Below are 11,881 nucleotides of genomic sequence, written 5' to 3'. Positions count from 1 at the left end.
GTTGTATACAGGTAATAAACTGAATGCCGACCTCCCCCTCACTGGATGCCAAAACCGGCCACCAAGGCCCCTCCCGCCGCTTTTGCGTGGCCCCGATGATGGACTGGACCACCAGTCACTATCGTTATCTGGCGCGGCAACTGAGCCGGCACACCCTGCTCTACACCGAGATGGTGACCACTGGCGCCTTGATTCATGGCGATACCGCGCGATTTCTGCGCCACGACGAGACCGAATACCCGTTGGCACTTCAACTGGGCGGCAGCGATGCGAAAGAGCTGGCTTATTGTGCAAAGCTCGCACAGCAATACGGGTTTGATGAGGTCAACCTGAACGTGGGTTGCCCCAGCGACCGGGTACAGAACAACATGATCGGTGCCTGCCTGATGGGCCACCCGGACAAAGTGGCCGAAGGGGTAACGGCGATGATCGAGGCCACAGAGCTGCCGGTCACCGTAAAGCACCGCATTGGCATCAATGGCCGGGAATCCTGGGAAGAGCTCTGCGAGTTTATCGAGAAGGTGTCAGCCGCAGGCTGCAAAACGTTCATCGTGCATGCCCGCATTGCCATTCTCGAAGGCCTGAGCCCGAAAGAAAACCGGGACATTCCACCCCTGAAGTATGATTGGGTGTACCGTTTGAAACAGGCCTATCCGCACCTGGAAATCATCATCAACGGCGGCATTAAAACCTTCGATGAGTGCCATGACCACCTGGCCCACACCGACGGCGTAATGTTAGGCCGGGAGGCGTACCACAACCCCTGGCTGCTGGCTGGTGTGGACAACGAATTCTTTGGCCAGCCAGCTCCGGTTGCCAGCCGCCACGAGGCTTTACAAGCCATGTTTCCGTTTATTCAGCAAGAGCTGGATCGTGGTGTGTACCTCACCCACATTACCCGCCACATTATGGGTTTATTTCTGGGCATGCCGGGTGGTCGACAATTTCGCCGGCACCTGAGCGAAAACGCCAACAAGCCGGGCTCCGGCCTTGAAGTGATCGAACAGGCTCTAGCTAAAGTCCGTGAGCCGGTCGGCATCACTGAAAGCTGAGGGCCTACAGACCTTTGGTTGTCTTGTTCCCGCCGTAAGCTGCCGTTATTGTAGTGGGCAGGAAGGCATTCGGGAGCTGGGTGCCGCGATAACATCTGACAACCGGGACGACACAACGAATGACGAGCAAGCTGGACCAACTGAAAACCATGACCACCGTGGTGGCCGACACCGGCGATATAGACGCCATTGCCCAATGGCGGCCGGAAGATGCGACCACCAACCCTTCTCTGCTTTTGAAAGCCGCCGCCTCGGAAGCCTATCGCCCGATGCTGGACAAAGCCGTTGCCTTTGCCGCCAAGCAGGGTGGGTCCCGTGCAGAACAGTTGACCGTCGCCACCGATATGCTTGCCGTCCTGGCTGGTAAAGAAATACTGAGCCTGATTCCCGGTGTGGTTTCCACCGAAGTCGATGCTCGTTTGTCATTTGATACCTCAGCTACATTGAAGCGTGCGCGCCGGCTGGTGGAGTTCTATGACCAGCAAGGTGTCGATACCAGCCGTGTGCTGATCAAGATTGCGTCTACCTGGGAAGGCATTCGGGCGGCCGAGCAGCTGGAAAAGGAAGGCATTCGCTGCAATCTCACCCTGCTGTTCTCATTCGTGCAAGCGGTGGCCTGTGCCCAGGCTGGGGCGCACCTGATCTCACCGTTTGTTGGCCGCATTCTGGACTGGCACCTTGCCAACTCGGGCCGCGACAGTTACCCGCCGGCCGAAGATCCGGGCGTACAATCCGTCACCCGCATCTATAATTACTACAAGGCCAACGGCTACAACACCGTTGTGATGGGGGCCAGTTTTCGCAATATCGGCGAGATTGAGATGCTGGCCGGTTGCGACCGCCTGACCATCAGCCCTGCCCTTTTGCAGGAACTGAAAGATGACCAGGGCGAGCTGACCCGGCAATTGAATGCCGATACAGCCGCTGGTAGCGACAGGCTGGGCACTGTGGATGAAAAGCTGTTCCGCTGGGAGTCCAATGAAGACGCCATGGCTACAGAAAAGCTGGCCGATGGTATTCGCCGGTTTGCGGCGGACCAGATTGAACTGGAACAGCGGGTTCGCCAGATGGCAACCGCAGCCGCGTAATTCACAACCGCATTGAGGCACTGGTTACTGAATGATCGATCGCCTGAAGAAACTCTTCGCCACACCGGCTTCCGAGCCGGTAAAACCGGATTCCCACCAGCTGGCTGTTGCTGCGACGGCGCTGATGGTTCAGTTGTCCCGGGTGGATAACCACGAGGACAGCAGTGAGCTGCAAACCATTGTCGACTGCGCCGTTAAAGCACACCAGGTAACCCGGGAAGAAGCCAAAGAGATTCTTGAAGATGCGCTGTCCCATGCTGAAGACGCCACGTCCATGTATGAGTTTACCGGCCAGATCAACGATCACTTCGATCAGGACCAGAAACAGGCTCTACTGGAAAGCATCTGGCGAGTTGCCTTGGCAGATGGCCGCATCGACAAATACGAAGAACACCTTATTCGCCGCATGGCAGACCTGCTGCATCTTAATCACCGTGAATACATGCAGGCTCGGCACCGGGCGGAAGCCGCCGCCAACTAACTTCAAGGAGACGCCATGTTAGCCATTCTTCACCCCAATACCTCACTGGACAGCGAAGCCTACCGCCAGACCCTGCACTATCTTGAAAACCTGCCAGGGGTCACCCTGCGTGTTCATGAGATTCAGGGTGCCAGCCAGCGACTGACCGAAATCTACCTTCTGGGCGACACCAAGACCCTCGATAAAGAAGAAATCGAAGCCTTGCCAGCGGTGGAGCGAGCCATCCGGATCTCCGAAGACTACCGGATTCTGGGCCGCCATAAAGACGACAACCGCCAGAGTGGCTTCACCTACAACGGCGTGGAGTTCAGCCAGAACAACCTGAACATATTTGCCGGGCTGTGCGCAGTAGATGTGCCAGAGCATGTTGAAATCATGATGAAGGCGCTGGAAGACAGTGGCGAAGTCTGTACCCGCATGGGCGCCTACAAGCCCCGCACCAACCCCTACTCATTCCAGGGGCATGGCAAGGGATGTCTGCCCTGGGTATTCGAAAAGGCCGGGAAACATGGCATCAAAGTGATTGCCATGGAAATCACCCACGAAAGCCACATCGAAGAAATCGACACCTGCCTGGAAAAACTGGGCCGGCCAACTGGCGTGATGCTACAAGTGGGCACCCGCAACACCCAGAACTTTGAACTGCTCAAAGCCATTGGTCGCCAGAGCACCTACCCGGTGCTGCTGAAGCGAGGCTTCGGCATTACCCTGAACGAATCCCTGAACGCCGCCGAATACCTGGCGAGTGAAGGCAATGCCAACGTGATTTTCTGCCTGCGTGGCATGAAAACCGAAGCGGGCCAGCCACACCGTAACATGGTGGATTTTGCCCACGTACCAGCGGTTAAACGCCTCACCCGAATGCCGGTGTGTGTCGACCCCTCCCACTCTGTAGGCACCCGGGAACGCTCACCGGACGGTATTCTGGATGTGATGCACGCGACCGCTCAGGGCGTGATAGCCGGCGCTAACATGGTGTTGGTGGACTTCCACCCGAAACCGGAAAAAGCCCTGGTCGACGGCCCACAGGCACTTCTGATGAACGAGTTGCCAGCCTACATGGAAGATATCAGGCTGTGTCACGACACCTGGAAGAAGCGCCAGGCCATTTATCAACGCTTGAAGGGTAGCACTGCAGAATGATCGTTTATGGTCACCGGGGGGCCAAAGGTGAGGCCCCCGAAAACACGCTACCGGGATTTATCCATGCCTACCGGCATGGGATACGACATTTTGAGCTCGATCTGGTGCTTTCAAAAGACGGCATTCCCGTGCTGGTACACGACCTGACGGTAGACCGTACCACCGGGCAGAAAGGCAGCGTGGCCCGCTACACCGCCGCTGAGCTCGAAAACATGGATGCCCGGCGCAACACCAGTGCGTGGCCCAGGAAGATCGGCATTCCAACGCTTGAAACCCTGCTTCAGCAGTTTGATGACATCGAACACCTGCAACTGGAAGTGAAAAAAGACTCTCGCTCCCGGCTGAACGTTCTTTGCAACCGGCTTACCGAAATTATCCAACGCCGGAATCTGTACCAAACCGCTGCGATAACCTCGACCGACCCCTGGTTTCTCCGGGAAATCCGCCGGCGCGACAAAAACATCCGGATTGGCCTGGTGGCAGAGCGCAGGTTCCCAAAGCCGCTGAATCTGGCGACCCGGCTGGGCTGTGAATACTTCTGTGTAAACTGGAGGATTCTCAACAAGGAAATGGTGGATATGGCGCATAAGCGCAACATGCATGTGTCGACCTGGACGGTCAATCGCATTCACGACATGCTGGCGCTGGAAGATATGGGCGTAGACAGCATCATTACCGACTACCCGACCAGCACCCGGATGTATTTTGATAACCGTGCAAGGTCGCTGCTGAATTTACCCATCAAAGAAACCCCGGAGCCAGCCTGACGCCTGGCCCCCCGGGAGAACGCCTGAATCAGAAAATCCGGTTCAGGCCATTCAGTGCGGCTACCCGGTAGGCTTCCGCCATGGTCGGGTAATTGAACGTGGTGTTTATGAAGTAGTTAAGGGAGTTGGCCTCCCCTTCCTGGTTCATGATGGCCTGCCCGATGTGTACAATCTCGGCAGCCTGGTCACCAAAGCAGTGGATACCCAGAATTTCCCGCGTCTCCCGATGGAACAGCAGTTTCAGCATGCCCACCGCCTCGCCAGTGATCTGCGCACGAGCCAGATCTTTGAAGAACGCCTGACCAACATCGTAAGGCACCTTGGCTTCCGTCAGTTCGCGCTCGGTTTTACCCACTGAGCTGATTTCCGGGATGGTGTAAATGCCGGTCGGCACATCGTTCACAAACCGGAAGTACTGATCCTGCACGATATCAGAGGACGCAGAGCGCCCCTGGTCGTATGCCGCACTCGCCAGACTGGGCCAACCGATAACATCGCCTACGGCATAGATGTGCTCGATATCGGTACGATAATGTTCATCCACAGCCAGCTGGCCTCGACCATTGGGCACAAGACCAATGTTGTCCAGCCCCAGGTTTTCCGTGTTGCCGCTGCGGCCGTTACACCACAGGAAGGCATCCGCACGGATCTTCTTGCCAGACTGAAGGGACAGCACCACCCCGTGGTCGTCGCCCTTGACCGACTCGTACTGCTCGTTGTGACGCACCAACACACCATTGCTGCGCAAATGGTAGCTCAGAGCGTCCGAGATTTCGTCATCAAGGAATGACAGCAGTCGATCACCCGGGTTAATCAGATCAACCTTGACACCCAGCCCGGCAAATATAGACGCGTACTCGGAACCGATAACGCCCGCACCGTAGATGATCAGGGTGCGCGGTGTGTGTGACAGGTTCAGGATGGAGTCGGAGTTATAGATGCGATGGTGCCGGAAATCGACATCGGGTGGCAGGTAAGGCCGGGAGCCCGTCGCGATCACCGCCTGTTTGAAATGAATCGTTTCAACGGACTTGTTTCCACGAATCTCGAGGCGATTCTGGTCGACAAAGGCCGCTCGACCGGTGATCAGATCCACCCGATTTCGGGAATAGAACTGGGTGCGTAACTTGACCTGTTTACCAATCACCTTCTGGGCATTTTGCAGCACCCGCGGAAAAGAAAACCAGCGGGGCTCGCCGATGTCCCGAAACATTTGATTGGTATTGAAGGTGATGATCTGTTTAACGGAATGCCGCAGCGCCTTGGAAGGAATCGTGCCCCAGTGTGTGCAGTTACCACCGACTGCGGGCTTATCCTCAATGATCGCAACACGCTTGTTGTGTTTTGCCGCGTTCATTGCTGCCCCTTCACCGGCTGGGCCGGCGCCGATAACAACTACGTCGTAATGATGCTCTGCCATGCGCGCAGTGACTCCTTATCTACGTCTCTTGAGCGTAGCTTTAGTTATTGAATGTGTGACCGCTTGCGGTTATTGATCTGTTTTGCTGGCGTCGTAGGCCAGATCTTTTGCCTGCTCGGCGTCTCCCGATTCACTCCGGCTTTCTTCACACTTCTGGGTGTTGCCACCACAAATATCACAGGAAGCGCTAATACCCAGAGCACCAATGCCCCCGCAGGTACCGCTGATGGGCTTTCGACCGAAAATCACGCCAACCGACATGCCGGCAATCAGCAAAACAACTATGAACAAAACTAAAAGAAAGGTGCTCATGATGGCCCTCCTTTACTGGACAACGTAAGACGAGAAAGCTGGCGTCTGGTGTACTTCAAAGCCCATCTCCCCTCTTACAATGAAATATGCGGGAATGTTTTCCCGGGTAGCCAGGCTCATCGCCCGCTCAAACCCCATAACATTAAAACCTGTCGCCAACGCATCGGCTGTCATGCAGTCATCGGCGATTACGGTAACCGATGCCAGATTATGACTTATCGGCCTTCCCGTATCAGGATCAATTGTATGGGAATACCGCTGCCCTTCCGATTCGTAATAGTTACGATAGTCACCGGAGGTCGCCATCGACCGATCATCCATCGCCACGATCTTGTTCACCTGCCGCGCCTGCTCGGACGGCTCCTCAATCGCCAGGCGCCACGCTTCGCCACCCGGCTTGCGGCCCCTGGTGCGAACTTCGCCCCCGATTTCCACAAGGTAAGCCTGGACGCCTTCCCCGTCGAGGTATCGGGCAACGACATCCACCCCATACCCTTTAGCAATGCCGGACAAATCGATGTACTGCGGGGGCGCACTGCGAACAGAGCGGGTATCCGCATCGAGTTCCAGAAACTCCCAGCCGGTCACCGCCATCAGCTCAGCCAGCTGAGCTGTCGAGGGAGTGGATTCCGGCCTCGCTTCCGGGCCGAACCCCCAGAGATTAACCACTGGCCCAACCGTAACGTCAAACGCGCCGTCCGTCAGGGCGGACACATCCTGTGCGCGACTGATCACCTCAAACAAGGGAGCTGACAGCTCCATCCAGCTGGACTGATCCTGCTTTCGGTTCAGCTGCGAAAGCTCGGAATCGGGCTTCCAGGTCGACATTGCGCCGTCAACCCGTTCCAACTCGTTCTGAATCCCCTGAGCAAGAGTCTGCAGCTTCGATTCATCTTCTGGCAATACGACGTTTATGTGATAGGTCGTTCCGAAGATCCCACCGGAGATCTCCCAGATTTGTTCATCGTCCTGAAACGAGCAACCCGCCAGGGCAGCCACAGCCAGCGCCAAAAAGGCACTGGCCACAACCACCCTGACGGGTTGATACACGCGGAATGTCATCTGAGTTGATTAACCTCCGAAGTCATCCAGCATGATGTTTTCGTCTTCGACACCAAGGTCTTTCAACATCTTGATCACAGACGCGTTCATGATTGGGGGCCCACACATGTAGAACTCACAATCTTCAGGCGCCGGATGGTCCTTCAGATAGTTTTCGTACAACACGTTGTGGATAAAGCCGGTCGGGCCTTCCCAGTTATCGGTTGGCAATGCGTCAGACAAGGCCACGTGCCACTCGAAGTTTTCGTTCTCTGCAGCCAGACCATCAAAGTCTTCAACATAGAACATCTCACGCACACTGCGCGCACCGTACCAGAAGCTGATCTTGCGTTTGGAGTTCAGGCGCTTGAGCTGGTCAAAGATGTGGGAACGCATGGGCGCCATACCGGCACCACCGCCAACAAACACCATTTCAGCATCGGTCTTCTTGGCGAAGAACTCACCGAACGGCCCCATTACGGTCACCTTGTCACCAGGCTTCAGGTTGAACACGAAGCTGGACATGATTCCTGGCGGATGATCGGTGCCAGGAGGCGGTGTCGCAATACGGATGTTGAACTTGAGAAGACCCCTTTCTTCCGGGTAGTTCGCCATGGAATAGGCCCGGATGGTGTCTTCCTTGTTGATCGCCTTATAGCGCCAGATATCGTGCTTGTCCCAGTCTTCGTGGAACTCTTCCTCGATATTGAAATCTTTGAAATCAATTTCGTAGGGAGGGCACTCGAGCTGAACGTAACCACCGGCACGGAAATCGACTTCCTCACCTTCTGGCAGCTTCAGAACCAGTTCTTTGATGAAGGTAGCCACGTTGTGGTTGGACACCACTTCGCATTCCCACTTCTTCACACCGAAGAACTCTTCCGGCACTTCAATCTTCATGTCCTGTTTCACAGGCACCTGGCACGACAAACGCCAGCCTTCCTTCTCTTCACGGTTGGTGAAGTGAGTTTTTTCGGTGGGCAGCATGGCGCCGCCGCCGTCGAAGACTTTGCACTTGCACTGGGCACAGGTACCGCCGCCACCACAGGCAGAGGACAGGTAAATACCACTGTTGGCCAGGGTACCCAGCAGCTTGCCACCGGCACTGGTTTTCACCGTGTGCTCGGGGTCATCGTTGATCTCAATGGTCACATCACCGGTGCTTACCAGCCTGGAGCGGGCCGCGAGGATAATCGCCACCAGCGCCAGAACGATAACGGTGAACATGACCACGCCGAGAATAATTTCTGTATTCATGGTCTCGCCTTTTCGTTAAACCGAATCACCGGGTGAATTACAGGGAGATGCCCGAGAACGACATGAAGCCCAGAGACATCAAACCAACAGTCACGAAGGTGATGCCAAGGCCACGCAGTCCGTTCGGGACATCGCTGTATTTGAGCTTTTCACGGATACCTGCCAGGGCGATGATAGCCAGGGCCCAGCCAATGCCGGCACCGAAGCCATACACCACACTCTCACCAAAGGTGTAGTCACGCTCAACCATGAACAGTGACGCACCCATAATGGCGCAGTTAACGGTGATCAGCGGCAAGAACACACCCAGGGCGGAATACAGGGCCGGGATGTATTTATCCAGCACCATTTCCATGATCTGTACGATCGCTGCAATGACACCGATGTAGGTCAGCAGACCCAGGAAGCTCAGATCCACGTTTGGCAGGCCAGCCCAGGCCAACGCGCCTTCACGTAATACGCTGTTGTACAGGAGGTTGTTCACCGGCACGGTGATCGTCAGCACGACCACCACGGCAATGCCAAGACCGGTTGCGGCCTCGATCTTCTTGGAGATGGCCAGGAAGGTACACATCCCCAGGAAGAAGGCCAGCGCCATGTTTTCAACAAAAACAGCCTTCAGAATCAAGCTGATATAATGCTCCATCAGAAGGCCTCCTTGGCGACATGGCGAGACATTTTATAGTCCGGCTCTTCAACCTGCTCCGGCTTCCAGGTCCGCAGACCCCAGATCGCCAGGCCGATAATAAAGAACGCACTCGGCGGCAGCAGCAACAAGCCGTTAGGAATGTACCAGCCACCTTCGTTCACCACCGGCATCAGGGAGACACCGAACAGTGAGCCGGCGCCCAGCAATTCACGGAAGAAGGCAACGAAGATCAGGAGTACCGAGTAGCCCAGACCGTTACCAACGCCGTCCAGGAAGCTCAGCCAGGGGCCGTTCTTCATGGCAAAGCCTTCCGCGCGGCCCATAACGATGCAGTTGGTGATAATCAGACCAACGAACACTGAGAGCTGCTTGGAAATCTCGTAGGCATAGGCCTTGAGCACCTGGTCAACCACGATTACCAGGGAGGCGATAATGGTCATCTGCACGATGATCCGGATACTGCCCGGAATCTGGGTGCGTACCAGGGACACGGCCAGGTTGGAAAATGCGGTAACGGCAATAACCGCCGCGCACATAACAAGTGTAACGTTCATGCTGGTGGTAACCGCCAGCGCTGAACAGATACCCAGGATCTGCAGGGCAATCGGGTTATTGCTGAAGATCGGTTCGAAGAGAACCTGTTTGGCTGATGCATCTGCCATGATCAGACCTCCCCTTCACGAAGTTTTTGCAGGAACGGCGCGTATCCGCGGTCGCCCATCCAGTAGTTAACCAGTTGCTCAACGCCGCGACTGGTCAACGTTGCCCCGGACAGAGCATCCACTTTATGCTGCCTTTTTTTTGCATCAACGTTTACGCCACCTTTAACCAGTTTGATCTGCGGTTCAGTGCGATCACCATCATAAACTTTCTTCCCCACCCACTGCGACTTCCAGCGTGGATTGTCTACCTCCCCACCGAGGCCCGGAGTTTCGGCGTGGGAGTAAAAGCCAAGCCCTTCAATGGTGTTCAAATCACCTTCCAGCGAAATGAAGCCATACAATGTAGACCAGAGGCCATAACCATGAATTGGCAGTACCACACGCACTAGCTCTCCGTTCTCGCTCAGCGTATACACCCTGGCAACATTCGGCCGGCGCTTGATGCCAGCCTTGTCTTCCGAGGAAGGAATATCCGTAGACAACTGAGGGTCCGAGGCAGCCTTGTACATATCATATTTCATGGGCTCAGCAACACCAACGGCGGAAGGCTTTACAAATTTACCAGTATCCAAATCCACCAGGCGAACATCGAAACTCTCGAATTTCTGCAAAATCTGCTCTGCAGTATCGCCTTGATCCAGCATACCTGCGGCAGAGAGAATGTTCGTTGTCATATCAAGATGCTGATTCTTGACCTGGGCAGGTCTGAGCATGACCGCCGCGGTGGATACCACGACAGAGAACACGATACTCAGCACCAGCGCAACGATCAGCGTGCGGGAGACGGTTTCTTTAGCTTTAGCCACGAGCAAGCCTCCGTTTGATGTTGGCCTGAACCACGTAATGGTCCATCAATGGCGCGAACAGGTTTGCGAACAGGATGGCAAGCATGATGCCTTCCGGGAACGCCGGATTGATCACGCGGATCAGCACAGTCATCACGCCTACCAGAATACCGAAACACCAGCGACCCGTGTCAGTCATCGCGGCGGACACCGGATCCGTCGCCATGAACATCATGCCAAAGGCAAACCCGCCCATGACCAGATGCCAATGCGCCGGAACCGCGAACATCGGATTGGTCTCGGAACCTATGATGTTTAGCAGCAGCGACATGCCGATCATACCGATCAACACACCTCCGACGATGCGATAGGAGGCAATCTTCATCCCCAACAGGATCAGGCCACCAATCAGAATGGCCAGTGTCGAGGTCTCACCCATCGAGCCCTGAATGGTGCCCATGAAGGCGCTCATCCAGCCAATTTGAGCTTCCAGAGCTTCCAGACCACCACTGGCGGCCCAGCTCAGCGCCGTGGCGCCACTGAAGCCGTCAACCGCAGTCCAGACGGTGTCGCCGGAAATCTGCGCCGGATAGGCGAAGTACAGGAAGGCACGACCGGTCAGGGCCGGGTTCAGGAAGTTTTTGCCGGTACCGCCGAACACTTCCTTACCGATCACCACACCGAAGGTGATACCCAGGGCCACCTGCCACAGCGGGATGGTGGGCGGGCAGATCAGTGCGAACAGTACGGAGGTCACAAAGAAGCCTTCGTTCACTTCGTGCTTGCGCACGGTGGCGAACAGGACTTCCCAGAAGCCACCCACAATAAAGGTAACCGCGTAGATGGGCACAAAGTACGCCAGGCCATATACGAAGTTATCCCAAAGGCCGGCTCCGGCTCCGGTTACCGCCAGGGCGGTAATGAAGGCTTCACGCAGGCCGCCGTCGGCAATCTGGGCGCCGGCATTTTCTGCCAGGAAGCTGTTGGCCTGGAAACCGATGTTCCACATACCGAAGAACATGGCCGGGAAGGTACACAGCCACACAGTGATCATGATGCGCTTGAGGTCTACGCCATCACGCACATGGGAGGTGGTCTTGGTTACGCTCGCAGGCGAGTAGAAAATTGTATCAACGGCTTCGTACAGGGCGTACCAGCGCTCGTACTTGCCGCCTTTTTCAAAGTGATGCTCGATTCCATCGAGAAACTGTCGGATTGCCATCG

At 55.8% G+C, this 11,881-nt stretch carries 13 protein-coding genes; 5 read left to right on the top strand and 8 right to left on the bottom strand.

From position 1 onward, the window contains the following. Window positions 1-23: 23 nt before the first annotated feature. The 5 genes from dusA (at window position 24) to QPL95_RS01360 (ending at window position 4,531) form a co-directional block, all read left to right on the top strand. Window positions 24-1,052, top strand: a complete 1,029-nt coding sequence (dusA, locus tag QPL95_RS01380) for a tRNA dihydrouridine(20/20a) synthase DusA (RefSeq protein ID WP_303289224.1) — start codon at window positions 24-26, stop codon at window positions 1,050-1,052. A 119-nt stretch (window positions 1,053-1,171) separates the two neighbouring features. Next, window positions 1,172-2,140: a transaldolase gene (gene tal / locus QPL95_RS01375; protein WP_303289223.1), complete on the top strand. Its 969-nt coding sequence runs from the start codon at window positions 1,172-1,174 to the stop codon at window positions 2,138-2,140. Window positions 2,141-2,171: 31 nt separating this feature from the next. Continuing rightward, entirely contained in the window at window positions 2,172-2,621 is a 450-nt protein-coding gene (locus QPL95_RS01370; protein ID WP_303289222.1) for a TerB family tellurite resistance protein, read from the top strand. 15 nt (window positions 2,622-2,636) lie between these two features. Continuing rightward, window positions 2,637-3,764 carry a 3-deoxy-7-phosphoheptulonate synthase gene (locus QPL95_RS01365; protein WP_303289221.1) on the top strand — a complete coding sequence of 376 codons (1,128 nt, stop codon included), beginning with the start codon at window positions 2,637-2,639 and terminating at the stop codon, window positions 3,762-3,764. Next, window positions 3,761-4,531 (top strand): glycerophosphodiester phosphodiesterase, encoded by a 771-nt coding sequence (locus tag QPL95_RS01360; protein ID WP_303289220.1) that lies wholly within the window; start codon window positions 3,761-3,763, stop codon window positions 4,529-4,531. The genes QPL95_RS01365 and QPL95_RS01360 overlap by 4 nt, the downstream gene beginning before the upstream one ends. A gap of 28 nt (window positions 4,532-4,559) precedes the next feature. On the opposite strand, the gene sthA is transcribed toward QPL95_RS01360, so the two are convergent. From sthA to QPL95_RS01320, 8 genes are all read right to left on the bottom strand, one after another. Continuing rightward, a complete protein-coding gene (gene sthA, locus QPL95_RS01355; protein ID WP_303289219.1) occupies window positions 4,560-5,951 on the bottom strand; it encodes a Si-specific NAD(P)(+) transhydrogenase in 1,392 nt (463 codons plus the stop codon). A gap of 69 nt (window positions 5,952-6,020) precedes the next feature. Then, the gene (gene nqrM / locus QPL95_RS01350) at window positions 6,021-6,263 is read right to left on the bottom strand and encodes a (Na+)-NQR maturation NqrM (RefSeq protein WP_303289218.1); all 243 of its coding nucleotides are present in this window, start codon (window positions 6,261-6,263) and stop codon (window positions 6,021-6,023) included. Between the two features lie 12 nt (window positions 6,264-6,275). Next, the gene (locus QPL95_RS01345) at window positions 6,276-7,325 is read right to left on the bottom strand and encodes an FAD:protein FMN transferase (RefSeq protein WP_303289217.1); all 1,050 of its coding nucleotides are present in this window, start codon (window positions 7,323-7,325) and stop codon (window positions 6,276-6,278) included. Window positions 7,326-7,334: 9 nt separating this feature from the next. Beyond that, complete coding sequence (gene nqrF, locus QPL95_RS01340; RefSeq protein WP_303289216.1) at window positions 7,335-8,561, bottom strand: NADH:ubiquinone reductase (Na(+)-transporting) subunit F; 1,227 nt, start codon at window positions 8,559-8,561, stop codon at window positions 7,335-7,337. Between the two features lie 37 nt (window positions 8,562-8,598). Then, entirely contained in the window at window positions 8,599-9,207 is a 609-nt protein-coding gene (nqrE, locus tag QPL95_RS01335) for an NADH:ubiquinone reductase (Na(+)-transporting) subunit E (RefSeq protein ID WP_303289215.1), read from the bottom strand. After that, a complete protein-coding gene (locus tag QPL95_RS01330; RefSeq protein ID WP_008175066.1) occupies window positions 9,207-9,872 on the bottom strand; it encodes an NADH:ubiquinone reductase (Na(+)-transporting) subunit D in 666 nt (221 codons plus the stop codon). Before QPL95_RS01330 ends, nqrE begins: the two co-directional genes overlap by 1 nt. A 2-nt stretch (window positions 9,873-9,874) precedes the next feature. After that, window positions 9,875-10,678, bottom strand: a complete 804-nt coding sequence (locus QPL95_RS01325) for a Na(+)-translocating NADH-quinone reductase subunit C (RefSeq protein ID WP_053112423.1) — start codon at window positions 10,676-10,678, stop codon at window positions 9,875-9,877. After that, window positions 10,671-11,879, bottom strand: a complete 1,209-nt coding sequence (locus QPL95_RS01320; protein ID WP_153740430.1) for an NADH:ubiquinone reductase (Na(+)-transporting) subunit B — start codon at window positions 11,877-11,879, stop codon at window positions 10,671-10,673. The genes QPL95_RS01325 and QPL95_RS01320 overlap by 8 nt, the downstream gene beginning before the upstream one ends. Window positions 11,880-11,881: the final 2 nt, after the last annotated feature.

The organism is Marinobacter sp. SS5-14b, assembly GCF_030541005.1.
In the GTDB taxonomy this organism is placed as follows: Bacteria; Pseudomonadota; Gammaproteobacteria; order Pseudomonadales; family Oleiphilaceae; genus Marinobacter.
This window is presented reverse-complemented; position numbering and strand designations above follow the sequence as displayed.

Bases quoted from the DNA above. Each gene is read 5' to 3' on its own strand.
- nqrM (WP_303289218.1), bottom strand. From the start codon at position 6,263: ATGAGCACCTTTCTTTTAGTTTTGTTCATAGTTGTTTTGCTGATTGCC.
- tal (WP_303289223.1), top strand. From the start codon at position 1,172: ATGACGAGCAAGCTGGACCAACTGAAAACCATGACCACCGTGGTGGCC.
- QPL95_RS01320 (WP_153740430.1), bottom strand. From the start codon at position 11,879: ATGGCAATCCGACAGTTTCTCGATGGAATCGAGCATCACTTTGAAAAA.
- nqrF (WP_303289216.1), bottom strand. From the start codon at position 8,561: ATGAATACAGAAATTATTCTCGGCGTGGTCATGTTCACCGTTATCGTT.
- QPL95_RS01360 (WP_303289220.1), top strand. From the start codon at position 3,761: ATGATCGTTTATGGTCACCGGGGGGCCAAAGGTGAGGCCCCCGAAAAC.
- sthA (WP_303289219.1), bottom strand. From the start codon at position 5,951: ATGGCAGAGCATCATTACGACGTAGTTGTTATCGGCGCCGGCCCAGCC.
- QPL95_RS01345 (WP_303289217.1), bottom strand. From the start codon at position 7,325: ATGACATTCCGCGTGTATCAACCCGTCAGGGTGGTTGTGGCCAGTGCC.
- nqrE (WP_303289215.1), bottom strand. From the start codon at position 9,207: ATGGAGCATTATATCAGCTTGATTCTGAAGGCTGTTTTTGTTGAAAAC.
- QPL95_RS01365 (WP_303289221.1), top strand. From the start codon at position 2,637: ATGTTAGCCATTCTTCACCCCAATACCTCACTGGACAGCGAAGCCTAC.
- QPL95_RS01330 (WP_008175066.1), bottom strand. From the start codon at position 9,872: ATGGCAGATGCATCAGCCAAACAGGTTCTCTTCGAACCGATCTTCAGC.
- dusA (WP_303289224.1), top strand. From the start codon at position 24: ATGCCGACCTCCCCCTCACTGGATGCCAAAACCGGCCACCAAGGCCCC.
- QPL95_RS01370 (WP_303289222.1), top strand. From the start codon at position 2,172: ATGATCGATCGCCTGAAGAAACTCTTCGCCACACCGGCTTCCGAGCCG.